The organism is Gammaproteobacteria bacterium (genome assembly GCA_022450155.1).
Lineage (GTDB): Bacteria > Pseudomonadota > Gammaproteobacteria > Arenicellales > UBA868 > REDSEA-S09-B13.
In genome coordinates this window covers 85118-110810 of record JAKUQR010000003.1, presented here as the reverse complement: position 1 = coordinate 110810, position 25693 = coordinate 85118, and the positions used below count along the sequence as shown (strand labels likewise).

The window sequence follows — 25693 nt, the reverse complement described above, 5'->3', positions numbered from 1 at the left end:
ATTCAGTCTTGCGCCTTCTGCTCGGGAACAGCAATGACCTTCTGGCCCTTTTTTACGAACTCATGCCCAACGCTGATCAGTTCTAGCTTTTTTGGCAGACCGCCAAGCCAGGTGCCCTCGGGCGTATCAGCAACCAGAGTCACGGGAAGAAACTCGACGACATTGTCCGCGTTAACCACCTTGATCCCCATCACCCCCTCGTCACTCAGCGTCAGCACGGCAAGAGATAGCCGGTGCGCGACAGTCTCACCGACCAGCAGCGTGATCTTTGCAGTAATACCTTCAGCCACGCTGTAGTCAGGATTAGGCACCTCCAGTTCCACTCGGAATGTCCGGGTAGATGCACTGCTGGAGCGCGCGACATAGGTGATCTTTCCATCAAGTTCGCGCTTATCCACAAGCACCGCATGTCCTGAAAGACCCGGTTTAATCTTCGACACATTGTGCTCAGAAACATCTCCGGCGACGACTATGGTTGAAAGATCGAGGATCGTCGCAACAGGCTCTCCCACTTTCATGTAGTCACCGAGTTCAACAAACCTTTGATCGACGACACCATCAAACGGTGCCCGGATCCGGGTTCTATCGATATCCACTTTAATTCCTTCTAGACTGGCCATGGCGGCGGTCAACAATGCCCTGGCCTCAGACAACGCGATCTGTGATCGAAGGTTTTTCTTTGACAATGAAGCGGCGGCGTCGAACTCGGTCTGACGCAGTTCCAACAGAGCCTTTGCCTGACGTAACCGTGCCAGCCGGTCGTCCGCTGCCAATTTTATGAGCACATCTCCCTGGCGTACGACCTGGCCTTTGTCAGCAAGAACCTCTTTGACGACACCTGCGGTCTGTGCCCGAAGTCTGACCTTACGCTTCGCCTCAGTCGTTCCCAGCAGAATAATCTCCAGTGGTACACGTTTTGCCTCAACACTGCGCACACGTACCCGAGGTAATGCCGGTTCAGTCAGTTCTGCCGACGTAGAAACACCCGAGCCTGTACCTTGATTTACAGAATATTGATCGGAACTCCACCAAACACCGGACAGCAACCAGCCAACGACGACCACAACAATCAGCAACGCTAGAATTATTGATTTTTTCATTTCATCAACGTGCGGATTGGCGCGTACCAGTGGAACCTTAAACTGCTGTTAAGAAACTTGTTATGGCCTGTCTCACCACTGATCACGTTACCGATTACCCTTTGCCTGAGAACGCTTCAGCGAACCATCGAGAATTTCGGGTATCTGGGATGGCGCTTTGATCTGTACCCGCTTTTCACGACTTCGCACTCCGCTGCGTAAATTCACATCGCGTTGTGAACATCCGAACGAAGCGGCCAGAAACTTCAGCAGTTCAGTATTGGCTTTCCCTGACACCGGTGACGCACACACTCTGACAATGAGCCGACCATTGCGAATCTGACCAAATTCTGACCGTTTTGCCCGGGTTACTACCCTGATTGCCAACTCAAGGTCAGACCCATGCCACCGGTGAAACTTATTATCGCACATTGACTTGTTGAATCAGTCGGTGATGCGCAGCGCTCGACGGTCGTATAACTGTCTTACCCGGTGACTCATAAACGCCCGATCAACCGGTTGATCATATCCAGTACAAACGCCGACTGCTCGCGTTGAGGCGAGTGCCCGACATTCTCCAGGAAGTGACGTTCGATGTCCGAGAGCACCCGAGATTCGATCGCATCGAGTTGTGCCACTGAGCCGTATTCGTCATCCGTTCCCTGAATCACCAGTACGGGCACGTCGATATTGTCCAGGGAGTTCTCAATGTTCCAATCCTGAAAGTCGGGAAGTCGCCAGACATCGTTCCAACCCCAGAAAGCATCATCGACCTGGTTGCCGTGATAGCGCATCAATTTGTCCCGTAGGTCTGCATGCTGATACAACAAACGTGCCCGGTTAACTCCAGCCAGACTAACCTGTTCATGGAAAACGTGCGGCGCCATGAGTACCAGTCCTTGTAGAATCTCTTTTTCATTACTGCCGGCATAGATGATCGCGATTGATGCGCCGTCACTGTGGCCAATCAATAGGGGCGACTCAACATTGAGTTTCTCAAGCAGGGCGGGCAGAACAACCAGCGCTTCGTGATGCATATAGTTAGGCTGTCTCGGCAGCGAAGCGGGTCCGGAACCCCCGTAACCGGCCCGTGAATAGGCCAGCACAGCGAGGCCTGTCGACGCCGCCAGCACCTGCGGAAAATCACGCCAACTCCGGACGCAGCCCAGCCCCTCATGCAGGAGGACCAACGTCGTCTGATATGGTTCAACGGCTCCGCAGCTCCAGAGATATTCAAGCCGACAACCATCGATTTGAACGTGCTCCAGCTGACCTGTTGAATTCAACTAATTTGCCTCCAGGCCGCCATCAGAACCACCAAGATAGAGCAGCAACTGTTCAGGGTTGATCTGTATGCCGGTGTCGAAGCTTGTACCGCTGTATCTTGCCGGTAGCTGTCTTGGGTAATGCATCAATGAAATCGATTCTGCGGGGATATTTAAACGGTGCCAAACGGTCCTTCACAAAGCCCTGGAGTTCCTCCACCAACTCGCTTGTTTTTTCAACACCCGCTTTGAGCACAACATAGGCCTTGGGTTTGACCAGACCGTGGTCATCCTTGTAACCGATAACCGCAACCTCCAGAACCCGTTCATCCGCAATCAGCGCACTCTCAACTTCGAATGGAGAGACCCAGATCCCGCCGACCTTGAGCATGTCGTCGGTTCTGCCGCAATAAACATAGTAGTCCTGTTGATCCTTGTAATATTTATCCCCCGAACGCGTCCACTCACCCTGAAAGGTCTGGGCAGATTTTTCCGGCTGCCCCCAGTAACACACAGCACTGGAAGGGCCCGACACCAGCAGCTCACCCATCTCGCCTGCTGAAACATCCATATCGTCTTCATCAACGATCCTCAACTTATACCCGGAAACTGGCCGGCCGGTAGTGCCGTAACGAACGTCGTCGGGTCTATTGCTTAGAAAGATATGCAGTAGTTCGGTACTGCCAAGACCATCGAGAATTGGCACGCCAAATCTCCTCTCCCATTCTTTGCCGATCTCCTCAGGCAGAGCTTCACCGGCTGACACGCAAAGCCGAAGTTGTTCTGACACCTTGCTGCGATCGTTGGCATTGTCACTGAGTATCGCACCGTAAAGTGTCGGTACACCAAAAAATATAGAGACATCTTGATCCTTCATCACAGAAAGCACGCTTTCCGGAGTCGGACGATCAGCCAGTAAAACCGTACGGCACCCCACGTGCAATGGGAAGGACATGCCGTTACCTAATCCATACGCAAAAAACAGCTTTGCTGCTGAAAAAGCGACATCGGACTTATCCAGTTTCAAAATCCCGTCACCATATAACCGGGCCGTCTGGACTAGATCTGAATGACGGTGAACTACACCTTTAGGCTGCCCTGTTGATCCGGAGGTGTAAAGCCAGAACGCAGCATCCCCCCGCTTTGTCGGTGCGGTGGGCAGCTCTGCTTCAAACGACTCCATCAGCACTGACAGACTGGGCCGGCCATCGGTTCCGGAACCATCGATGACCACCTCTCCCAGAGAAGATTGAGCGTCTATATGGGGTACAAATTTTGGATACAAGCTTTCGGATACCACCAGCACTCGGGCGCACGAATCATTCAGCATGTAGGCGTAGTCAGCATCCGTCAGCATCGTATTGACGGGAACTGGCACCGCACCGATCTTAATGGCGCCCCAGAACACTGCGGGAAACCACACAGAGTCAGTCATGCACATCAGCATGCGCTGCTCCGCTTTCAGTCCCAGATTCGATAACACGTGGCCGGCTTGATTGACCATGGCGGCGAGTTTCTGGTATGTCCAGTCACCTGTATGGTCCGTGTATGCAACCCGGGCACCGGACGTCTTGCCGGCATGCCGGTCTATAAAGTGGTTGGTCGCGTTGTACATCTGGGGTATGTCAATTGTGGCCGCCACAACTTCGCCCTACTGCTGCTGTTCTGATAAACGCGGGAAATAGTATAGCGCCACCCGAATACAGGTTCGACTGGTCAGTCCGACTTCACCGGGTATTAAGCAACCCTCTGGTGAAGATCGACTGAGATCGTATACTACGGGCAGTTCGACCCTCAATGTGGCCCAGGCTACCCCGTGACAGATCTGGCTGAACAATCTCAAGGGCAGCGAAACATCGCCGTCATTGGCGCAGGCATCGTTGGTGTCTCCTGTGCTCTCCACCTCCAACAAGCCGGGTTCAAAGTAACGCTGTTCGACCGTGACGAGCCTGGTTCAGGCGCGACTTATGGCAACGCATGCACTTTTGCCTCATACGGCTCAATACCAGTAAACAGGCCAGACTTGATATGGCGTTTTCCATCACTGATGTTTGGCCACGAACGCCCTTTATCGATTGCCTGGCGCTATATGCCAAATATGACCCCCTGGTTGATACAGTTCCTTAAGCACTGTAGGCGAAAGCATGTAGATCGCACCATTAACGGACTCGGTAGCCTACTCCGCGATGCTGAACATGCTTCTATGATGCTGTTTCGTCTAAGCGGTGGTGCTGATCTGATTTCACACGATGGAACGATCACCATCTACCCAACCTCAGAATCTTTCGACGCCGACGCAATAAATCGACAACGACGACGTAACCAAGGCGCTCAAATCCAGGAACTCACTGTAACCGAACTTCAAGACCTCGAACCCAACTTAGCACCAATTTTTCCGCATGCCCTGTTGTATCCAAACGGCTTTACGATACTTGACCCCAAACAGATGACCAGCCGTATGGTAGACCACCTCTGCCAGACCGGTGGCCACTTTATCAAGGGTGAGGTCTCTGCTATGGAGGCTCAGTCCGCAGATGGTGTTGCATTCAAGGTTAACGGCAGCCGCCATCACTACGAGCAGGCAGTTCTTGCCGGTGGCGCCTGGTCAATGCAGATTGCAAAAGGCGGTTGTGAAGAGCTGCCACTCGATACTGAGCGCGGCTATCATGTACTATTTCCGGAATCAGGTGAACTCCTCAACCGACCGGTTGGATTTGCAGATGCTGGGTTTTACATGACCCCGATGTGTCAGGGGCTCAGGGCCGCTGGAACCGTCGAACTTGGGGGATTAAATGCTGCTCCCAATCCTGAGCGCCTGTCTTATATTGAGCGTCGTGTGCGGGGGGCACTGCCGGATGTTGGACCCGTGTCGGATACCTGGCTCGGCTTTCGGCCAACACTGCCTGACAGCCTGCCGGTAATCGGCCGATCCAGACAAAATCCAAATCTGATTTTTGCCTTTGGACACCATCACCTGGGGCTGACCCTGGGGGGTATTACCGGCAAGCTGGTGGGTGAAATAGCAGTAGGTGCAACACCCTCACTCGATGTCACGCCATTTAGACCGGACCGTTTCAGTTGACGATGGAGATCGATTTCCAGACCGAGCCCCAGCGGTATAAGCACTGGCACCTTCGCCTAGACGGTCGAGTTGCGCACCTGGTCCTGGATGTCGACGAAGACGGTGGCCTGTTCGACGGTTACCAGCTCAAACTCAATTCCTACGATCTTGGTGTCGATATTGAACTCAATGACGCTATTCAGCGCCTGCGATTCGAACACCCCAGCGTCCGTATTGTCCTACTTGAATCTGCTAAGCCCACGGTTTTCAGCGCGGGTGCCAATATCAAAATGCTCGCCGGTGCCAGTCACGCACACAAGGTCAATTTCTGTAAGTTCACTAACGAAACCCGCAATGCCATTGAGGATGCCTCTGCATGGTCAGAGAAGACCTTCATAAGCGTCATACAGGGTACCTGTGCTGGTGGTGGTTATGAACTGGCTCTCGCCACCGACCATATTCTGATGGCTGATGATGGCTCTTCGACTATCGCTCTGCCGGAAGTACCGCTTCTTGCGGTACTGCCGGGCACGGGTGGTCTGACACGAATCACAGACAAACGAAAAGTCCGTCGAGACATCGCCGACGTATTTTCAACACTGGAAGAAGGTGTCCGCGGTCCTAAAGCACTGGCTTGGGGGCTGATCGACCAGACCGTACCACCTTCGGAACTTGCAGGGGCAATTGAACACTTCGTCTGTCAACTGGAAGAACAACCTGATACAGCGGTCAACCGCAAGGGCATAGTCTTAAAACCCCTGGAACGCAATTTTTCTGACAATACGCTGAGCTACTCTACTGTTCGTGTGGACAAAAACCCTACTGCCCATACTGCAACACTCACCATCTCCGGTCCGCAATGCACAGCCCCCGAAAATAGTGATGCACTGTCGGCGAGCGGTGCGGCGGTCTGGGCACTGCGCTGTGCCCGCGAATTAGATGATGCGCTGCTTCATCTGCGCTTCAATGAACCCAACCTGGGTGTGTTGATTTTTCGAACTGAAGGTGATTCTGTAACTGCAATGCAGCATGATTCTTTCTTAAACCAACACGCTGAGCATTGGCTTGTTCGTGAGATCATGCTGTACTGGAAACGCGTATTGAAACGTATTGACTTGACTTCGAGGTCTCTCGTTGCCTTAATTGATCCGGGCAGCTGTTTTGTTGGATTACTTTCGGAGATCATGTTCGCGTGCGACCGCACGTACATGCTGATCGGCCAACTCGATGGGGACACCCGTCCACCACCGGTGGTTATATTGACGGCTTCTAACTTCGGACCCTACCCGATGGCCAACGACCTTACCCGCATGGAAACGCGATTCATCGGACAACCCAGCACCGTGACGAAACTCCGCAATTTTATCGGTGACTTGCTGTCTACTCAGACCTGCCTGGACCTGGGTCTGGTTACATTTGCATTTGACGAATTGGACTGGGCAGACGAAATTCGGATATTCCTGGAAGAGCGTACCGCATTTTCGCCTGACGCCCTGACTGGTCTGGAGGCGAATCTACGCTTTCCGGGACCAGAGACCATGGAAACCAAGATTTTCGGGCGCCTCAGTGCATGGCAGAACTGGATCTTTCAACGCCCTAACGCTGTGGGTGAACAAGGCGCGTTGCGTCGATATGGTTCCGGCCAAAAAGGGATTTTTAGTTTCGAACGTTCGTAAACACTAAATCTTTAGAGTCCACAGGGTCAATCGTGACAGCCGAAAACAGCCGAGTCAGCTACGACACCGTCATTCCAAACAATGTAGGCCTGGCGTCTGACCACAGGGTCCTTAAAGGACTTGAACAATGGCATCCGGGATTTCTTAACTGGTGGCGCGACATGGGACCGGATGGTTTTCAGAATGTACCGGTCTATCTGCGTACGGCTGTGAGTGTCGAACGTGATGGTTGGGCTCAGTTTGGCTACGTCAAGATGCCAGACTACCGATGGGGCATTCTACTCGCCCCAAAAATAGAGGATCGTACTATCGGATTCGGCCACTATCTGGGTGAACCAGTCTGGCAGGAAGTGCCTGGAGAGCAGCGCGCAACGCTGAGACGACTGATTGTCATTCAGGGGGATACAGAACCAGCATCCGTTGAACAGCAGCGTCACCTCGGAAAAACAGCGCCTTCACTTTACGACCTGCGAAATCTGTGCCAGGTGAATGTAGAAGAAGCGCGACACCTCTGGGCGATGGTTTATCTACTGCACAAATATTTTGGGCGTGACGGCCGGGACGAGGCACAGGAGCTGCTGCGGCGGCGTTCCGGCGACAGCAATTCACCGCGATTATTAGGAGCGTTTAATGAGACAACGCCCGAATGGCTGTCGTTCTTCATGTTCACTTTCTTCACAGATCGTGATGGCAAGATGCAACTAGAGAGCCTGGCCCAGTCCGGATTTGACCCGCTGGCGAGGACAGCACGGTTTATGCTCACCGAAGAGGCCCACCATATGTTTGTTGGTCAGAGCGGCATCGCGCGAATCGTCGAGAGAACATGTTCGGCCATGTTGGAAAATGGTCTTCATGACCCTTATGACGTCGAGCGGATCCGGGCACTGGGTGTTATCGATCTGCCTACTGTACAACGCAAGCTGAATTTTCATTTTTCGGTATCGCTCGATCTGTTCGGATCGGAAATATCGACCAATGCCGCTGGATTTTTTGATTCAGGTATAAAGGGTCGTTACCGCGAGGCCGGAATTAAGGATGACCATCAGCTCATTACTGCAACCTATCCGGTTCTTAAACTTGAGCAGGGGCACATAAAGTCGGTAGATGCAGCCGCGATGCCAGCACTGAATGCCCGCCTGCGTGATGACTATGCACGCGAGTGTGCGCGAGGAGTAGATCGGTGGAATACAATTATCGGCAAAACTGATATCCCTTTCACCCTGTCTCTGCCGCATGTCGCATTCTCCCGCGCCGTGGGCGAGTTTGGCGGTACTCATGCCGACCCTCAGGGGCATATCCTGACAGACGATGAATGGGATGAACGAAAACACCGTTTCCTGCCTACCGTGGATGATCAGGCCTACCTCAATTCACTTATGATCCCGGTTCTCGTACCTGGAGAGTTCGCGCCCTGGATCACCCCACCCGGCAGACCGATCGACGACAAACCTTCTGACTTCAGATACGCCAAGCTCAACAGTTGAACCAGCAGCTGTTTCCTCCACCTTGCAGTGATAAACTCTTTTCACCGCAAACAGTGATCATATATTCATGGAATTTCTCTCAAACTACGGCTTGTTCCTGGCTAAAACAGTAACCTTGCTGGCCGCATTGCTGGCTGTCGTCGGGTTTATTGCAACCCTGGCGATGCGCCGACGAAGTGCTACCCCGGAGTATATAGAAGTCAAACCGATTAACGACCATTACCGCGACATCAGCGACGTCCTGCAACATTCCATGCTGCGCAAGAATGAGGCAAAGAAAAAAAGAAAAGCCGACAAAAAAGTAAGAAAAGCTGAGGCCAAAAAGACAAAAACCGAGAACAGTGAGAACAGAAAACGCCTGTTTATTCTCGATTTTCAGGGCGACCTCCGCGGCTCTGAAGTCGCGACACTTCGGCAAGAAGTCACAGCCGTGTTGTTGGTTGCTCGAGAACAAGATGAGGTGTTGCTGCGACTCGAAAGCACAGGTGGGATGGTCCATGCATACGGCCTGGCTGCTTCTCAACTGTCCAGAATTCGCGAAAAGAATATCAAGCTCACCATCGCGGTCGACAAAGTCGCAGCCAGTGGCGGTTACCTCATGGCCTGTGTGGGTGATCACATACTTGCCGCGCCCTTCGCGGTCATCGGCTCTATTGGTGTGATCACACAGATACCAAACTTCAATCGACTCCTGAAAAAGCACGATATCGACTATGAACAAGTGACGGCCGGTGAATTCAAACGGACAGTCACCATGTTTGGCGAAACCACCGATAAGGCGCGGCAGAAACTCAAGGAGGAAGTCGAAGACACTCACATGCTGTTCAAGGATTTTGTTAAGGAGCAGCGCCCTGTGATAGATCTCGAAAAAGTAGCGACAGGTGAATACTGGCTGGGAACGCGTGCGCATGCATTAAATCTTGTCGATGAACTGCGTACCAGCGATGACTACCTGATGTTGCTGCGCGATGAAACCGATTTGTACGAAGTGCATTACAAAATCAGGCAGAAATTCAGCGATAAGGTATTTTCTCTGTTCAGCAGATTGCAGCGGAATACCCTCGTCAATTACAGCGAGCCCACTCAACCGCCCAACCTGACCTGAAGCGGAGCAAGTTGATGATCTATTCTCTCGGCGCCCTGTCGCCGACAATAGCAGAAGACGTCTATGTCGCGGACAGCGCAGACGTGATTGGCAATGTAGAAATCGGTGCTGGTTCGAGTGTCTGGTTTAACACCGTGTTACGAGCGGATAACGACTTAATCCGTATCGGCACAGGCAGCAATATTCAGGATGGGACAGTCATTCATGTGGATGAAGGCGTCCCCACACTCATTGGCAATAATGTCACGGTAGGCCACAGCACGATGATCCACGGCTGCACCCTGGAAGATGGCTGTCTGGTTGGTATTGGTACGACCATTTTGGATTATGCCGTCGTTGGTACACATTCCATTGTGGGCGCCAATTCCTTAATTACAGAACGAAAGACTTATCCCTCGCGATCTTTGATTCTCGGGTCTCCGGCCAAAGTCGTGCGAGAACTGACCGATGAGGAAGTGGGTCTGCTCGAGTGGACAGCGGCACACTACAGCAAGAACGCAGCGCATTTTCGAGACAATCTCAGGGCAGTTGTCTGAAGTTCCAGCCAAAGCATGTCACACGGTACAGCTGTTGGCTCAGGCTCAACTGGAGTAATCCCCCGAGAGTTTAAGTCGCTGAATCTTTCCGGAGGGTCCTTTAGGCAACTCCTCCAGAACATATATATTTCTAGGTGATTTAAACTGTCCCAGCGCCTTGATGCAGAAGTCACGCAGTGCATTTTCATCGAACTGCTGGCCAGGATGAGGGACCACACAAGCAGCAATGTCCTCGCCATACTCAGGATCGGGTACAGCAATCGCCGCGGCCTCAAGGATTCCAGGAAAACGATAGAGCACATCATCTATCTCTCGCGGTGAGATGTTCTCTCCACCTTTGATAATGATTTCCTTAATTCTGCCGGTGACATAGACGTAGCCCGATCCATCCCTATAACCCATGTCGCCTGTACGGTACCAACCGTCTGCTGAAAACGCCTCACGAGTCGCCTGCTCATCATTCAGGTAGGTGCGCATCAGATTCGGCCCCCGCACTTCGATTTCACCCTCGACCCCGTTTTTGCAATCCTCACCTTCCGCATCTCTGAGCCGGACCGAATTACCGCAAGGCAGGCCTGTTGATCCGATTTTCTGCTGCACGGGGTCCAGCGGATTGGACAGTATCTGGGCCGCCGTTTCCGTGATGCCCATGGTTTCAACCAATGGGATTCCAAATCGCTCGACAAATGCCTTGTGTACAGCGGGTGCCAGCGGCGCAGAGGCGGAACGGCCAAAACGGATATCAGCCAGTTGAGATTCTGTGATGTGCTCTGTTCCTTCATCCGTACCCAGCAGATAGGAAATCATCGTCGGCACGACACTGAACCAGGTACAGTTTTCTTTAACGGCCCAGCACCAGAATCTTTGCGTACTGAACTTCCTCGGCATGACCACAGATGAACCACTCACCAGCGGCGCCATGACTGTCACGACCTGACCGTTGATATGGCACAGAGGCAATACACACAATGCACGATCACTGCTGTTGAGATGATGAGCAGAACAGATGTTTGCGCCTCCGGCTAACAGGCTGGCGTGGGTATGGATCACGCCCTTAGGCCGTCCTGTGGTACCGGACGTGTAGATCAGTAACGCATCATCAGCAGATCGAGGTGCGCCTGTGTCTTGGTGGTTTTGAGTTTCTGGGAGTTGCAGACCGCTGTCAGCTGCGACCCGATGCACTTTCACCTGCTGGCGAGATGCAGTGACTGCAGCACTCGCCAGATCAGCATGGTCATCGTCGACAAACAGTTGCCGGATACCAGAATGCTTGATCACGTAACCCAGGGTATCAATGCCGGCTACGGGGTTGAGCATTAGCGACACACATCTGCTGTACATGCAGCCCAGAAAAAGCTCGAGTGCTGTTCGCCCATTGGCCATCAGCGTCCCAACAGCCTCACCGTCAGAAACGCCTGAATCTGTCAGGCGGGACCAAAGCCGGGCTGCAGTCTGCCGCTGCTCTCCCCAAGTGACCCGGGTGTGAGTCTCTGGAAAAACGGCAAACACCCGATCGGGATGCTGTTCTGCCCCGTAATCAAGCACAGACCTGACAGTCTGACCTTTTACGTCCGGTAACGGTGCGAAACCGGCCGCAGGTCTACTTACCATACCGGTTCCAGTAGTCGGTTAAAAGTGCTTCCTCGGACGGCTCATTGACAGGAATTGGGCGTACGATGCGGACTATATTCAGGTAGTGGCGATAATTGACGTTGTCACTCACACTGTTACCACCCCAGGTTCCACAACCCATGGAGAGTGAAAACGGAAGGCCATTGTCGAAGCTCCCACCGGTCGCAAAACAGTGTGCCTGATTGACGATCACACGACAGGCCGGCAAGGTGAGACCGATCTTTACCGCTCGCTCCGCATTGTTGCTGTGCAATCCGACTGAGTGACCTGCTCCCTGATAACCGTATATCGCCCGCACTTGTTCACAGGCTGCACCGAAATCCGACGTACGGTACAGCGCCAAGACCGGTGAGAGTTTTTCCCCGGAAAATGGATATGCAGGTCCTGTCCCACTTTCCAGCACAACCAAGATACTCGTACTCGAGCCAACCCCCTCTAAACCCGCAAGATCAGCAATTTCCACAGCCGAGCGGGCCAGAACCACTGGATTGAGGCTCCCGTTGACCCACATGGTGTCTTGCAGTAGTTGTTTTTCAGCCGAATTCAGAATAACAGCACCCTGATAGACAAGCGCCTCACAAAACCGGTCATAAACTCCATCAACGACAATCACACTATTTTCCGATGAACAACTCGTTGCGTGATCAAAACACTTTGAAGTGATAATTTTTTCTGCTGCCAGACTGCAGTCAGCGGTCTCATCGACAATGACTGCGACATTGCCCTGTCCAACACCCACTGCCGGTGTGCCACTGGAGTAGGCGGCCCGAATGTTGTTCTGCGATCCCGTCGCAACAACCAGATCGACTTGTGACATCAATTCCCGTGTTGCTTCCCGATTAGCAGGGCTTGGCAGTTTCTGTACAAGATCCTCAGGCGCACCAACCTGTTTGAGGGCAGCACGAAAGTACTCTACCAGTCTGTTACCCGTCGCCTCTCCCTTGGGAGATGGCGCGAGAATTATCGCGTTACCGCCCTTAACAGCATTGATGACTTTGTTTGTGGGTGTGGCAACCGGGTTTGTCGATGGCGTTATCGCACCGACTACACCGACAGCTCGGGCGATTTCGGTCAATCCAAGCGCCGGATTCTCGGAAATCACGCCGACCGTGCGTATATCCTTGAGATCGCGAAGAAGGCCAAGTGTCTTGCGATGATTCTTGAGTACTTTATCTTCGACAGAACCCAAGCCGGTATCAGCGACCGCCTGTTCAGCGAGCAGTCGGTTGCGACCTGGCTCCATAATTACCCAGGCCAGGGCACAAACTGCGTTGTCTATTGCGGTCTGATCAAAGGTTTCGAATTCAGCCTGGGCAACCCGGGCCCGGGCAACCACTTCCGATACTGTTTTAGCGACACTCATAACCTGATTCTTCTTGACGCTTCTTGCTGAACCGGTGGGTGTCGGGATTGGAACCAGTCGATACCCACGCGCTGGCCTGTGCTCATTCTAACGCCAACCATCGCCGATGAAGATCCAGCCGTTTCGCTCATACTCCCCTTTGTTCAGGAGTATGGCAGGGTCTGGTGTTCAGCTTGCCATTGTCGCCCTTCGAACCCATCATATGCTCCACCTGATGTCACCACACAAGAGTCCACCAGCACTGGAGAACAAGATGCGAATCGGATTTATTGGCCTTGGCAACGTCGGTGGAAAACTTGCCGGCAGTTTGCAGCGCAACGGTTTCGATCTGATGGTCAGAGACCTTGACCAACAGGTGGCGACGCCCTTTATTGATCGAGGAGCGCAGTGGGCTGAGTCTCCTGCAGAGATGACCAGACAAACTGACATGGTAATCACCTGTCTGCCGAACCCCAGTGCAAGCGCTGCAGTCATGGAAGACCAAGACGGTATTCTGTCCGAAATGGCGGACGGCAAGATCTGGGCTGAAATGAGCACCACCGACGAGCATGAAGTGAAACGCCTGGGTAAGCAGGTTCTGGCTGCCGGCGGTGAAGCGATCGATTGCCCGGTCTCTGGAGGATGTCATCGCGCCGCGACCGGAAATATCTCGATCTTCGTCGGCACCGATCGAGATACTTTTGACCGCGCCCTACCTGTCATCAGCGCGATGGGACGGCAGATCCTGCACACCGGCCCTCTGGGATCTGCATCCCTACTCAAAGTAATCACAAACTACCTGGCATCCGTAAACCTTGTTGCGCTGGGAGAAGCCTTGATGACCGCAAAGTGTTCGGGTCTCGACCTGAGTACGAGCTACGACGCAATCCGAATCTCATCGGGTAATTCCTTTGTACACGAAACCGAAAGCCAGGTGATACTCAATGGCAGTCGAAATATAAATTTCACACTCGACCTGGTTGTTAAGGACATGAGTCTGTTTCAAGCCGTTGCGGATCGAACCAACGTACCGCTAGAACTTGCTCCTCTACTGCTCGATATTTTCAAAGATGGTCAGAACCGCTATGGTCCGCGTGAATGGTCACCAAATATTGTCCGTCGACTCGAAGAGGCCTGTAGTGAAAAACTGCTTGCCCCGGGCTTTCCCGAAGAGATTATTGATGACGAACCCGAGTCCGCGGGATTCGAAGTCAGCCGGACGCACTGATCCGTGATCCGCTTTTTGCTTACCTGCTCTGAAGCGCAAACATGGTTCATCTTTCAATTCAGCCGATGACCATGATCCATATGCTTCGATCCGTTGTGACCAGGCAGCTGACACTGGGACTATGACTGTGACAATACTCTGGATTCCAGTCACGATCGCGGCCGCATTTTTCCAGAATGTCCGTTCGGCCGTCCAACGCCACCTTAAATCGAAACTCTCGGACATGGGCGCGGCTTATGTGCGTTTCCTTTACGCCTGCCCTTTTGCTCTGGTCTGGCTTGCGCTTTTAACGCTCGGATTTGGATTAGACCTGCCGACACCGAGTTCGACGTTCGTGACCTGGATTATCGCTGGATCCATTGCACAGATTACTTTCACGTTTTTGCTGATGTGGCTTTTCTCATTTTCCAACTTTACCGTGGGCACGGCACTGTCCAAAACAGAAGTCGTACAGGTCGTCGTTCTCGAAGCTATTGTTCTGCATGAAATGATATCTGGTTTGGCCACCTCCGCCGTTGTAGTCGCAACCGCCGGGGTACTGATCATGACTGCCGGCAAATCTAAACTCTCGGTCGCGAGCCTGGTTTCCGGACTGCGCCAGAAATCTACCATGATAGGGCTTGCCTGCGGATTCTTCCTCGGATTGTCAGCCGTACTGTTTCGGGGTGCGTTGTTGTCGCTGGAGGGTGATTCGATACTGGCAAAATCAGCCTATACCCTCGCAATTGCAACTGTGTTTCAGAGTATCGTGATGTCCGCCTGGTTGTACTACCGGGAACCCGGCCAGATTACACGCACGTTTATCAACTGGCGCCATTGCGCTACTGTTGGTTTTGCTGGATGGATTGCCTCAATCTGTTGGTTCATCGCCTTTACGCTAACCAACGCGGCTTTTGTGCGTGCACTCGGCCAGATAGAACTGCTGTTTACATTTCTTGCGTCTGTTCTTATTTTTCGAGAAAAAGTCAGTCGCAAGGAAATTGTAGGCGTCGTGTTGCTTATCGTCGGCATCGTTGTGCTGGTCCTTGAAAAGACCTATTGAGTCCGACAATTCGATTGATTTGTTGTTATCCACGGAGAGAACTGATGAAAACAGGGTATGGACCTCTTAATGGCATTCGTGTCGTTGATTTTACCCACGCGATGGCCGGCCCGACCTGCGCGTTGATGCTCGCTGACATGGGTGCTGAGGTGATCAAGATTGAACGGGCGCCGTTCGAAGCGGACGAGGCACGCAACGCCAGCGACCCCTATTCCATCAACGGCGTATCAGCCACCTATATGATCTTGAATCGCAACAAACGAACATTACCCCTCAATCTGAAGTCGCCACAAGGCATTGAAGTCGCAAAAAAAGTGCTGCTGGATGCCGATGTGATCCTGGAAAATTTTCGCCCCGGTGTGCTCGAACGACTGGGCCTGGGTTACAAAACAATTTGTCAGTTCAACCCTCAAATCATCTACGGCGCCATCAGTGGATTTGGACGAACTGGCCCATACAAGGAACGTGCCGGTTTCGATCTCATCGCCCAGGGAATGTCTGGCATCATGAGTGTCACGGGTGAGGGGCCAGGGAGAAGTCCCGTCAAGCCAGGCGTACCCCTGACCGATATCACCGCCGGCATTCTTCTCGCAATGGGTATCTGTGCCGCCCTTCGACACCGCGAAGTCACGGGTGAAGGACAAATGGTGGACACTTCGCTGTTCGAAGCAGGTATTGTCCAGACTTACTGGCATTCGGCGATTGCATTCGCAACAGGCCGAGCGCCTGAACCACTGGGGTCTGGACACCCGCTGAACGCTCCCTATCAGGCACTGCAGACTGAAGACGGATGGATAACGGTCGGGGCTGCCAACGGGCCCACCTGGAAACGGTTTGCGGAACTTATCGACCCCGACATGCTTGAGGACCCGCGTTTCTGTACAAACGAAGCACGCATGGAAAATCTTACGCTGCTGGAGCGGCATCTCAACGACAAGTTGTCCGCAAAAACCACCGAGGCCTGGCTGGATCTGTTGGAGCAAGCGGGTGTACCCGCAGGTCCGATCAACACAATTTTACAAATGCATGATGACCCACAAGCGCTGGCTCGTGAGATGGTGCTCACACAGTCCCATCCTGACGCCGGTCCGGTCAGAACGCTGGGTTTGCCGGTTAAATTCTCACAGACACCCGGCGGGCCCAAACAACCGGCCTCGCGTTACGCTGAACACACTCGGTCTATATTGCACGACGTCGGCTACACTGATGAGGAAATCAGCACATTGATCCAAAGCGGGGTCACCGTCGCCAATGAACAGCCGCCTGAAAAGCCCTGACGAAGCCTGAGCGAATCTAAATCTGCAGAGGTGGCGCTGGCATCCTGCCAAGCACCTGCTCACACCATCTGGCAGCACTCAGCAATCTGGGCTCTTCCAGTCTGGCCGCTATAAGCTGTATTCCCAGCGGTAGGCCGGATTGAGAAAGCCCCGAAGGAACGGTCACGGTAGGCAGTCCAGTAGAAGTCCATGGGCCCTGAAACATCGCACTGCCAGTCACGCTAAGGTCACCTGGTGCCGGCGTTGGTGTGGTCGGCGTCAACAGCACCTGTGCCTTCTTCGCCAATGCCTCGGCATCGGCAATTAACTGAAGGCGGCTTTCCAACGCCCGGGAATAGGTCACTGCATCGATACCCAGACCCGTTTCTACCAGTTCCCGGATGTTGGGCCCATAAAGATCAGCCTTTTCTTTGAGCAGCGGTTCATGAAAGTTGGCAGCTTCCACTGTCAGGATGGTCAGTTGATCCGCCATCGCGCGTTCAAAACTTTCTGGCAGTGCGAGATGTTCGATTCTGGCGCCATCGCGCGCCAGACGTTCGACGACTTCCTGGGTGTGAGCACGTACATCGTCATCCGCATTTTCGAGAAAGTAGTCTTCCAGTACCCCCACGTGGGGTGGATCCGGATTCTTCAACCCCACGCAGTAATCCGGTACTTCGTCCTGCACAGTGGTTGGATCGTTTTTGTCCGGACCGGCCATGACCTGAAGCATCAGGGCCACATCTTCAACTGACCTGGCCATCCAGCCGACGTGATCAAAAGACCAACTCAAGGGAACGACGCCGAATCGACTCACCCGCCCGAAAGTCGGTTTCAGGCCCACGATACCGTTATAGGAAGCGGGCCTAAGCACGGAACCGCGGGTCTGACTGCCAAATGCGGTCGGGCACATCATCGCCGCAACTGCGGCGGCCGAGCCACTGCTCGAACCGCCAGGCGTATGGTCGGTGTTCCAGGGATTGCGGGTTGGGGACGGATCCCGATAGGCAAACTCGGTGGTGACTGTCTTGCCGAGCATAATCCCGCCTGCTTGCTGAAGACGCGCCACTGTCGTCGCATCGTGCTTGGGAACAAAATCCGCATAAACCTTGGAACAAGCGGTGGTCGGTACACCGGCGGTGTAGAAAATATCCTTAACCCCGGTCGGGACACCGATCAGCGGCGCACTGGATCCTGCATCAAGTTCGGCCTGTTTCTGACGAGCCTGCTCTACCACGCCTTCAGGATCAACACAGACCCACGCCTGCAGATAATCGAGTGCACTGATGCGCTCCAACAGAGTCTGTACGAGTTCAACAACCGAAAAGCTGCGGATCCGCAGCCCACTGAGAATTTCAACTGTACCGAGTTTGTGAAGATCCATCAGGGGTCAAAACGACGAAAACGTGTTGTACCGTCACGCTCAATCTGTTCAACCAGAGCCACTTCCCAGGTCAGGTAGGCATGCATCGCTTCTTCGATGGCATCGGTCTGCTCATAAGGTCTATACCAGACGTCCTCCGACAGTTCACCCGCAGCCGGATCGTCTCCCGATTCCAGGGCATAACCCGCAGCTGTCCACGCATCAATACCGCCGTCCAAAACATACACTGTGAGGTCGTCTCTGTGAGACTCCTCAGCGGCAGCAAACTTGGCCAGGACACCGTCAGCTGATGTCAGTATAGCCGTCACGTCATCGCCAGCCAGTTTTCCTAACACATTTTCCAGCCCAGAGCGTGAAGCCCGCACAGCACCGGGTATATGTCCTGCTCTGAATTCGAGGCTGTCTGCCAAATCAATCACGACAGCGTTTTCTTGCGTGATTAATTCGTTGAGCACAGAAGCCTCAACAAGCTGAACATCCAGGTTCCCTAGACCCAAAACTTCTCTTTGTTCTGGTCCTACTTCAAGACCAGATTGCGTCAGCCCACCGTCCAGCACATAGACGTTGTCCCACCCCATCTGAATCAGCCAGGATGCGGTCATGGTCGCACGAACACCAGTATCGTCTACCAGTATCAGACGGGCATGTCGAACACCAACATACTCATCTGTAGCCTGAACCAGCTGCCCCCCGGGGGCTGATCGAGAACCCGGAAGATGGCCAGCTATATATTCTTCTGGCGAACGCACATCCAGAACAAACAGGGTAATCTCACTTGTTTGCGTACGAAATCTTTCCAGGTCAGCACTCGATACCTTTTCAACGCCAAACCGCTTGGCCACCGTATCGGCCATCTTCCGTGAACGCTCGAGCCCATTTTTTGTTACGTTTGGCGCGCGTCGAACCTGACCATGGTCTAACCCATAACCTGCCAGATGCCATCCCATGGTACCGTTTTCCAGTGCCACAACTGGATTCGGTATACCGGCATTAATCAGTGACTGTGCCCCAATAATACTGCGCGTTCTACCCGCACAATTGACCACAACAAGCGTCTGTGGATCATCGACTGCATCGCTGATCCGGTAAGCAAGCTCTGCACCAGGACAACAAATCCCACCCGGAATACTCATGCTGGTGAATTCTTTCATTGGCCGACTATCCAGAATGACAATATTTTCACCGGCATCGAGTTTGGCTTTTATCTCCTCGGCTGGTAGGCGAGGCGTGCCGTATTTATGTTCAACAAATTCTCCAAAAGCCTTACTGGGTACGTTTACACCTGAGAAGATCTCGTAACCGCCTTTCTCCCATGCCTCTATCCCACCATCCAGAATATTCACCTGTGTATAGCCGAATTCGGTAAGACGTACCACGGCAATATCTACCAGCCCACTGGCATCGTCACAAAGCACAATTGGTGTTTCTAATCGAGGAATCAGATGCCGGAACTCCAGTTCAAGGTTTGCCAAAGGAATCGAGATCGCGTAAAGCAGGTGGGCGCCGGCAAAAGCGCCCCCACTTCTGACATCCACTACGGCGAGCTCTTTACCTTCGATAATCTGCTCTTTCAGTTGACTCGGTGATACAAAACTCATCTCAACAACTCCTATAATGCAATAGTCGTGTCATTGATCCGGCCCAGACCAATCAGATCCAGTCGTGCGTTGAGTTGAACACACGAATATCGACGATCAAATCAGTCAAGCGACCGGCGTCTGGATATCGGTTCGGATAGACATGGTTTTTACCGTTTTCCCTGCTTGATCAAATACTAGTCTTTCATGAAGGTAATCCAAGGCGAGTCCATACATATGCAGATGCACTGTGGGTTCTGAATCATCAGTAGAGATTGCATGAATATCGTCCGGTAGAAAAACAACGCCATTGCCGTGGTGAACCACAGAACTCCCTGTTTCTTCCAGTTCCGCATAACCCTCTGTAGATGCATCATCAGTTCGCTGATAGAACCGGTTCAGTTCATCTCCATAGACGCCCACGATGACGGCCCAGGTCGTGTGGTTGTGGGGCGGCACTGATTTGCCCACGGCACCGACAGATGCATAGAGTGCATAACGATGATCTGAATCTTCAGAAATTCGGTAGACCGCAGATCCACCATCCTCAGTTATAGGAAAACTACTTCGGGGAAACATTTCTTTATTCCGAGTAAGATCGATAAGCTCATCCCGAATCTTGCCCAGCGCATCGTAATTAACCCCGTGCTGCTGTTCTATTAAACGCACCCGACCCACTGTCTCGGTTACAGCCTGGTCTCGTTGTTCGATGATGGTCATGCTTTCATCCCCCGTTCTCAATTAAGCAACCGTCAAACAGCTAACATTTATCCCTGAACCTGAGCTGCAATATAGTCTACTGCTGCCTGCACACCGCCCTTTTTGTGAGGCACGGCAGCTACATCCAAAGTGATCTCGATGCCAGCCAAAGTAGCCATCAGCATCAGATCATTAAAATCACCGAGATGGCCAATTCGAAATACGTTACCGGCAAGCTGTCCCAGCCCGTTGCCCAGCGACATATCAAATCGTTCCAGCACTACCCGCCGGAAATCATCCGCATTGATTGTTTCAGGCATCATTACTGCAGTCAAAGAATTGCTGTATTCCAGCGGGTTCAGACACAGCAGCTCCAGCCCCCAAGCCTGTACGGCACGCCGTGTGGCCTCACCGAATCTCATATGCCGAGAAAATACGTTCTCGAGCCCTTCTCCCAACAACATATCGACTGCTTCCTGTAGCCCCATGAGCAGGTTGGTCGCTGGGGTATACGGGAAAAAACCAGTCTGATTAGCCGCCAAGACCTCCATCCAACTCCAGTATGATCGTGGCAGAGTTGCCTTTTCTGTCACAGACAATGCCTTCTCGCTAACGGCATTAAAACCAAGCCCTGGCGGCAACATTAGACCTTTCTGGGAACCGGCAACGGTGACATCGACGCCCCACTCATCGTGTCGGTAATCGATCGAAGCCAGGGAGGAGATGGTATCCACCATCAGCAGCGCCGCGTGCCCGGCCGAATCTATCGCGTGCCGCACCGCCTGAATATCGGAGGTGACACCAGTCGATGTTTCATTGTGCACAACACAGACAGCTTTGATGTTGTGCCCGCTGTCCTCCTCAAGTATGCGTTGGATGGCGTCTGCGTCTATACCGGTACGCCAATTCCCTGCGATCAGTTGAGGATCGAGTCCCAATCGCTCAGCCAGCGTGTACCACAACGAAGCGAAATGTCCGGTCTCATACATCAGTACTTTATCCCCGGCCGACAGTGTATTCACCAGCGCGGCTTCCCAGGCACCGGTACCCGACGATGGAAAAATAATAATCGGACTGTCTGTTCTGAATATCAGCTGCAGGCGATCAAGAATATCACGCACCAGCTGCTGGAAACGTGGGCCACGGTGATCGATCGTGGGCTGCTGAATAACCCGCAGTACGCGTTCCGGGACATTGGTCGGTCCAGGAATCTGTAGAAAATGTCGTCCGCTTCGGTTTCCAGTCATAATCTCTCGTTCTACACTACACTGCCAGCAGATGCCGTGTCGATCGGACATCCGTACCGACACCATGTTAATCGACCATCCAACGAACGACTATTGTGCACAGTATGAGTCACTACGACAATTCTCCACTTAAGGCGCGAATCGGCGATAGCAGGCTCGCGCAGAAACTGTCGAGGTCTATCAAGGGTGAGGTATTGTTCGATCACTTCAGCCGCGGACGGTACAGCACAGATGCATCAATCTACCAGATCGAACCGATTGGCGTTGTCATCCCACAGGCACAGGACGATCTAACGACCATCATCGACATCGCTTCGGAGGAAGGTATACCGGTGCTTCCTCGTGGTGCCGGCACATCACAAAGCGGCCAAACCGTAGGGTTGGCATTAGTGATTGACGTATCAAAACACTTAAACCAAATTGTCGAACTGGACACAGCCGAACGGACTGTTACCGTCGAACCAGGCATAGTTCTAGATCAACTCAATGCGCAGTTGAAACCCCATGGCTTGTTTTTCCCGGTCGACGTATCAACAGCCAGTCAGGCCACACTGGGAGGCATGGCGGGAAACAACAGCTGTGGCGCCCGATCAATACGCTATGGGCTGATGCGGGATAACGTACTGACCATCGATGCAGTACTCGCCAGTGGCGAACAGGCACAGTTTGGCCCAATTGGACCCGCGAATACTGATCTACATGAACCCGAGATTTATCGTCGACTGACGCAATCACTGATCGAGCTTGCCGATCGTGAGTCCACTGAGATCACAACACGGTTTCCCAAAGTGCATCGCCGGGTCGGTGGTTACAACATTGATGCCATGCTGCCACCAGCGTTACAACAGCGTGAGCAAAATATGGCCCAATTGCTGGTTGGTTCAGAAGGCACACTTGCATTTACACGCCAACTGACACTGCGCTTACAACCCATACCTGCCTACAAAGTTCTAGGAATCTGTCATTTCCCTTCGTTTTACCAGGCGATGGAATCAACGCAACACATCGTGGGTCTGGGTCCAGACGCGGTCGAACTGATCGACAGGACCCTGATAGAACTGGCGCTGGATATCCCCATGTTCAGTAAAACGCTGACCCGCTTTGTAAATGGCGATCCTGACGCGCTGCTGCTGGTTGAGTTCGCAGGAGAGGAACCCACCAAACTGCAGCAACAGCTGGGCGACCTATCGACGCTTATGGCTGACCTGGGCCATCCAGGGTCTGTCGTGGACATCGTCAACCCGGCAGACCAGCAGTCGGTTTGGGAGGTTCGAAAATCGGGCCTCAACATCATGATGTCGATGAAAGGTGACCGCAAACCGGTGTCGTTTATTGAGGATTGTGCGGTGCCGCTTGAACACCTGGCAGAGTTCACCGATCGGCTGACCCGAATTTTTGAAGATCATGGAACACGTGGCACCTGGTATGCGCACGCTTCAGAAGGCTGTCTTCATGTGCGTCCCGTACTGAATATGAAAAGTCCTGAAGATGTTCGGAAGATGCGTTCTATTGCTGAGCAGGCCTTTTCCATCGTGAGGGAATATGAAGGTTCGCACTCCGGTGAACACGGCGATGGCATCGTTCGTTCAGAATTCCACCCAATCATGTTTGGCGATCGAATGCTGAATATTTTCGAACAAGTAAAACAAATAATTGACCCAGATGGTCTTTTTAATCCAGGCAAAATCGTTGATCCACCGCGCATGGATGATCGTTCTTTGTTTCGCTACGGACCGGAATATCTAGACGGCAAAAGATCAACACAATTGGACTGGTCAACCTGGGGAGGGTTTTCCGGTGCAGTTGAAATGTGCAACAACAATGGCGCCTGCCGTAAACAGGACGCCGCGGTGATGTGTCCTTCATTTCGCGCAACAGGCGACGAAACCCATTCGACGCGAGGCCGCGCGAATACGCTTCGCCTGGCGCTGACAGGGCAGCTGGGGCCTAATGCTTTTACCTCGAGTGAAATGGCTGAATCGATGTCGCTGTGCGTCGGCTGCAAGGCCTGCAAGCGAGAATGTCCTACAGGTGTCGACATGGCGCGCATGAAACTTGAATTACAGGCGAGCCAAACTGCCGCCCACGGACTCAACATGGGCCAACGTCTCGTCGCCTACCTACCACGATACGCGCCGATGATTGGGGGCATTGGACCTTTGTTCAACGCTGTTCAGAAGTTGCCCGGTGCTGCCCTATGTATCGAGTCGCTGACAGGCTTCACGCGCCATCGCCGCCTGCCCCGCTGGCGCAAGTCGAAACGCCTTAACAGCATTACTCAAGCTGGGCCCGCCGATGGTCAGGCAGTCGTTGTCCTGCTGGATACCTTCAGCCGCTGGTTCGAACCTGAAAATGGTGAAGCGTTGATCGATGTTCTGGCTGCCGCCGGCTGTCGCGTTCACGTCGCGGGGGCCGATGACAAAAGACCGTTGTGCTGTGGACGAACGTTTCTGGCAGCCGGCCTGATAGATGAAGCCAGACACGAAGCCCGACGGCTCCTGCTGGCGCTGAAACCCTTCATTGAACAAAAGATACCGCTGGTCGGGCTGGAACCGGCCTGCATTCTGACCCTGAGAGACGAATACGACGTACTTTTACCGGCATCGGAAACGAAGGGACTCGCAGACATGACCTTTCTGCTCGAAGAGTATCTGGTTAAACAATCGGACGTTCTTTCTATACGTCTTGAGCCCACACAATACAAACAGGCAGCATTACACTGCCATTGCCACCAGAAAGCATTTGCCACCGACCATGACGTTGAAACCGTCCTGAACTGGATACCTGAACTGACGGTCAACCCCATTGCCAGCAGTTGCTGTGGCATGGCAGGTGACTTTGGGCAATGGGCAAAAAACTATGACGTGTCCATGGCCATGGGAGAACTTTCGCTGCTGCCTGCAGTACGGGTACTGGACCCCAACACTGTAGTTGTCGGCGGTGGTACCAGCTGCCGGCAACAAATTCACGACGGTACTGGCCGTGATGCGGTTCACTTCGTTCAACTTCTGTACCAGTCAATGGCTCACAGTGCAGCGACCCGGACCGGCGAAACCGGCCACAGCTAGACCAGGGCACTGACCAACCTATGCTGGATACCATCATTTCAGATCACCGCACCTGGATCGGGGAAGACATACAAGCCGAGGATTGGTGCCTGACTGTGTCCGATGACGTGAATAAAGAACTCAACGATCTCGTTGAAGCACTACAGCGGAATCCTTTGCCCATACTGCTCCAAGCCCCGAAGGATCACCACCTACCGATCCTCCAAAACATCATTCAACAGGCAAGATTTATTCTCGATCAAGGTTGTGGATTTACTGTGCTCAAAGGACTTGCCGTCAAGGATTATGAAGTAACCGACATGATCGGTGTTTTTTGGATACTCGGCCAGTTCATTGGCCGGCCCGTTGCTCAGAAGTTCGACGGCACGATGATTTATGACGTGACAGACACCGGCGCGGAATTCGATTATGGCGTACGCGGATCACACACCCGGGCCGAACTGAATTTCCATATCGACAATGCTTTCGGTACAGCAGTGCCCCACTATGTCGGTCAGTTGTGCTGGCAAACAGCACTCCACGGTGGTGTCAGTCGGTTCTGTAGCCTGTATGCCCTCCACAACCGCCTGCTCAGCGACTACCCGGAAGTATTGGGCGTACTCTACCGCCCGATAATTTATGATCGGCAGGCTGAACATCATCCGCAGGCCGCAAAGACCACTCTGGCTCCATTCTTTCAGTGGGATGGCAAAAGGCTTCTGTGTCGTGCAAATATTTCACTGATCAGAAAAGGCTACGCCGTTGCAGGTGAACAAATCAGTTCGACATTAGAAAAAGCGCTGGCTGTTGTGGAAGATCTTCTTGCCGACCCAGCGGTATGGGTGGAGACGCAAATGAATCCCGGTGACCTCCATTATCTGAACAACATTGACATTGCACACTACCGCAGCGACTTTATGGATCACACTGATTCTGATCAAAAACGACACTTTTACAGAACCTGGCATCGAGACACAGGCAAACGAAGTTACGACGGCTAACCGCCACAACTGTCAATCACCTACAAAAAAAT

20 protein-coding genes are annotated in these 25693 nt (G+C 52.9%); 10 read left to right on the top strand and 10 right to left on the bottom strand.

Translation table 11 applies throughout. The annotated features are described in order from the left end of the window. Window positions 1-2: 2 nt before the first annotated feature. The 4 genes from MK323_02135 to MK323_02120 all read right to left on the bottom strand — a co-directional run bounded on the left by MK323_02135 (window position 3) and on the right by MK323_02120 (window position 3959). Window positions 3-1100 carry an efflux RND transporter periplasmic adaptor subunit gene (locus MK323_02135; protein MCH2480958.1) on the bottom strand — a complete coding sequence of 366 codons (1098 nt, stop codon included), beginning with the start codon at window positions 1098-1100 and terminating at the stop codon, window positions 3-5. Between the two features lie 87 nt (window positions 1101-1187). Beyond that, window positions 1188-1511 carry a DUF167 domain-containing protein gene (locus MK323_02130; protein MCH2480957.1) on the bottom strand — a complete coding sequence of 108 codons (324 nt, stop codon included), beginning with the start codon at window positions 1509-1511 and terminating at the stop codon, window positions 1188-1190. A 65-nt stretch (window positions 1512-1576) separates the two neighbouring features. Then, complete coding sequence (locus MK323_02125) at window positions 1577-2365, bottom strand: alpha/beta hydrolase (GenBank protein ID MCH2480956.1); 789 nt, start codon at window positions 2363-2365, stop codon at window positions 1577-1579. Window positions 2366-2417: 52 nt separating this feature from the next. Further along, entirely contained in the window at window positions 2418-3959 is a 1542-nt protein-coding gene (locus MK323_02120) for a benzoate-CoA ligase family protein (GenBank protein MCH2480955.1), read from the bottom strand. 201 nt (window positions 3960-4160) lie between these two features. Here MK323_02120 and MK323_02115 point away from each other — a divergent pair, with 201 nt between their 5' ends. The 5 genes from MK323_02115 to MK323_02095 all read left to right on the top strand — a co-directional run bounded on the left by MK323_02115 (window position 4161) and on the right by MK323_02095 (window position 10206). Beyond that, a complete protein-coding gene (locus MK323_02115) occupies window positions 4161-5426 on the top strand; it encodes an FAD-binding oxidoreductase (protein ID MCH2480954.1) in 1266 nt (421 codons plus the stop codon). A 2-nt stretch (window positions 5427-5428) separates the two neighbouring features. Then, window positions 5429-7081 (top strand): 2,3-epoxybenzoyl-CoA dihydrolase, encoded by a 1653-nt coding sequence (boxC, locus tag MK323_02110; GenBank protein ID MCH2480953.1) that lies wholly within the window; start codon window positions 5429-5431, stop codon window positions 7079-7081. A 32-nt stretch (window positions 7082-7113) separates the two neighbouring features. Further along, window positions 7114-8565 (top strand): benzoyl-CoA 2,3-epoxidase subunit BoxB, encoded by a 1452-nt coding sequence (gene boxB / locus MK323_02105; protein MCH2480952.1) that lies wholly within the window; start codon window positions 7114-7116, stop codon window positions 8563-8565. Between the two features lie 67 nt (window positions 8566-8632). Further along, on the top strand, window positions 8633-9670 hold the full coding sequence (sohB, locus tag MK323_02100; GenBank protein ID MCH2480951.1) for a protease SohB: 1038 nt from the start codon (window positions 8633-8635) through the stop codon (window positions 9668-9670). Window positions 9671-9684: 14 nt separating this feature from the next. Beyond that, a complete protein-coding gene (locus MK323_02095) occupies window positions 9685-10206 on the top strand; it encodes a gamma carbonic anhydrase family protein (GenBank protein MCH2480950.1) in 522 nt (173 codons plus the stop codon). A 45-nt stretch (window positions 10207-10251) separates the two neighbouring features. Here MK323_02095 and MK323_02090 read toward each other — a convergent pair whose 3' ends face one another. Together MK323_02090 and MK323_02085 are read right to left on the bottom strand one after the other, a co-directional pair. Next, the gene (locus MK323_02090) at window positions 10252-11817 is read right to left on the bottom strand and encodes an AMP-binding protein (protein ID MCH2480949.1); all 1566 of its coding nucleotides are present in this window, start codon (window positions 11815-11817) and stop codon (window positions 10252-10254) included. Beyond that, window positions 11807-13201, bottom strand: coding sequence for an aldehyde dehydrogenase family protein (locus MK323_02085; GenBank protein MCH2480948.1), 1395 nt, complete (start codon window positions 13199-13201; stop codon window positions 11807-11809). The genes MK323_02090 and MK323_02085 overlap by 11 nt, the downstream gene beginning before the upstream one ends. A gap of 253 nt (window positions 13202-13454) precedes the next feature. Here MK323_02085 and MK323_02080 point away from each other — a divergent pair, with 253 nt between their 5' ends. The 3 genes from MK323_02080 to MK323_02070 all read left to right on the top strand — a co-directional run bounded on the left by MK323_02080 (window position 13455) and on the right by MK323_02070 (window position 16727). Next, a complete protein-coding gene (locus MK323_02080; protein ID MCH2480947.1) occupies window positions 13455-14408 on the top strand; it encodes an NAD(P)-dependent oxidoreductase in 954 nt (317 codons plus the stop codon). 127 nt (window positions 14409-14535) lie between these two features. Then, on the top strand, window positions 14536-15450 hold the full coding sequence (locus tag MK323_02075) for an EamA family transporter (protein ID MCH2480946.1): 915 nt from the start codon (window positions 14536-14538) through the stop codon (window positions 15448-15450). Window positions 15451-15494: 44 nt separating this feature from the next. Then, a complete protein-coding gene (locus MK323_02070; GenBank protein MCH2480945.1) occupies window positions 15495-16727 on the top strand; it encodes a CoA transferase in 1233 nt (410 codons plus the stop codon). Between the two features lie 16 nt (window positions 16728-16743). Here the strand turns inward: MK323_02070 and MK323_02065 are convergent, their stop codons facing one another. The 4 genes from MK323_02065 to MK323_02050 all read right to left on the bottom strand — a co-directional run bounded on the left by MK323_02065 (window position 16744) and on the right by MK323_02050 (window position 21613). After that, window positions 16744-18090 carry an amidase gene (locus MK323_02065; GenBank protein ID MCH2480944.1) on the bottom strand — a complete coding sequence of 449 codons (1347 nt, stop codon included), beginning with the start codon at window positions 18088-18090 and terminating at the stop codon, window positions 16744-16746. Further along, a complete protein-coding gene (locus MK323_02060; GenBank protein ID MCH2480943.1) occupies window positions 18090-19688 on the bottom strand; it encodes a thiosulfate sulfurtransferase in 1599 nt (532 codons plus the stop codon). Before MK323_02060 ends, MK323_02065 begins: the two co-directional genes overlap by 1 nt. A gap of 105 nt (window positions 19689-19793) precedes the next feature. Next, window positions 19794-20387: a hypothetical protein gene (locus MK323_02055; protein ID MCH2480942.1), complete on the bottom strand. Its 594-nt coding sequence runs from the start codon at window positions 20385-20387 to the stop codon at window positions 19794-19796. Window positions 20388-20434: 47 nt separating this feature from the next. Further along, complete coding sequence (locus MK323_02050) at window positions 20435-21613, bottom strand: aminotransferase class V-fold PLP-dependent enzyme (protein MCH2480941.1); 1179 nt, start codon at window positions 21611-21613, stop codon at window positions 20435-20437. A 104-nt stretch (window positions 21614-21717) separates the two neighbouring features. Here MK323_02050 and MK323_02045 point away from each other — a divergent pair, with 104 nt between their 5' ends. Further along, a complete protein-coding gene (locus tag MK323_02045) occupies window positions 21718-24681 on the top strand; it encodes an FAD-binding oxidoreductase (protein MCH2480940.1) in 2964 nt (987 codons plus the stop codon). A gap of 20 nt (window positions 24682-24701) precedes the next feature. Beyond that, window positions 24702-25661: a TauD/TfdA family dioxygenase gene (locus tag MK323_02040; protein ID MCH2480939.1), complete on the top strand. Its 960-nt coding sequence runs from the start codon at window positions 24702-24704 to the stop codon at window positions 25659-25661. Window positions 25662-25693 lie beyond the last annotated feature (32 nt).

What these genes read in the sequence shown, in the direction of transcription:
- MK323_02130 (MCH2480957.1), bottom strand. Translation starts at nt 1,511, where the DNA reads ATGTGCGATAATAAGTTTCACCGGTGGCATGGGTCTGACCTTGAGTTG.
- MK323_02055 (MCH2480942.1), bottom strand. Translation starts at nt 20,387, where the DNA reads ATGACCATCATCGAACAACGAGACCAGGCTGTAACCGAGACAGTGGGT.
- MK323_02050 (MCH2480941.1), bottom strand. Translation starts at nt 21,613, where the DNA reads ATGACTGGAAACCGAAGCGGACGACATTTTCTACAGATTCCTGGACCG.
- MK323_02080 (MCH2480947.1), top strand. Translation starts at nt 13,455, where the DNA reads ATGCGAATCGGATTTATTGGCCTTGGCAACGTCGGTGGAAAACTTGCC.
- MK323_02040 (MCH2480939.1), top strand. Translation starts at nt 24,702, where the DNA reads ATGCTGGATACCATCATTTCAGATCACCGCACCTGGATCGGGGAAGAC.
- MK323_02070 (MCH2480945.1), top strand. Translation starts at nt 15,495, where the DNA reads ATGAAAACAGGGTATGGACCTCTTAATGGCATTCGTGTCGTTGATTTT.
- sohB (MCH2480951.1), top strand. Translation starts at nt 8,633, where the DNA reads ATGGAATTTCTCTCAAACTACGGCTTGTTCCTGGCTAAAACAGTAACC.
- MK323_02095 (MCH2480950.1), top strand. Translation starts at nt 9,685, where the DNA reads ATGATCTATTCTCTCGGCGCCCTGTCGCCGACAATAGCAGAAGACGTC.
- MK323_02060 (MCH2480943.1), bottom strand. Translation starts at nt 19,688, where the DNA reads ATGAGTTTTGTATCACCGAGTCAACTGAAAGAGCAGATTATCGAAGGT.
- boxC (MCH2480953.1), top strand. Translation starts at nt 5,429, where the DNA reads ATGGAGATCGATTTCCAGACCGAGCCCCAGCGGTATAAGCACTGGCAC.
- MK323_02045 (MCH2480940.1), top strand. Translation starts at nt 21,718, where the DNA reads ATGAGTCACTACGACAATTCTCCACTTAAGGCGCGAATCGGCGATAGC.
- MK323_02065 (MCH2480944.1), bottom strand. Translation starts at nt 18,090, where the DNA reads ATGGATCTTCACAAACTCGGTACAGTTGAAATTCTCAGTGGGCTGCGG.
- MK323_02085 (MCH2480948.1), bottom strand. Translation starts at nt 13,201, where the DNA reads ATGAGTGTCGCTAAAACAGTATCGGAAGTGGTTGCCCGGGCCCGGGTT.
- MK323_02135 (MCH2480958.1), bottom strand. Translation starts at nt 1,100, where the DNA reads ATGAAAAAATCAATAATTCTAGCGTTGCTGATTGTTGTGGTCGTCGTT.
- MK323_02090 (MCH2480949.1), bottom strand. Translation starts at nt 11,817, where the DNA reads ATGGTAAGTAGACCTGCGGCCGGTTTCGCACCGTTACCGGACGTAAAA.
- MK323_02120 (MCH2480955.1), bottom strand. Translation starts at nt 3,959, where the DNA reads ATGTACAACGCGACCAACCACTTTATAGACCGGCATGCCGGCAAGACG.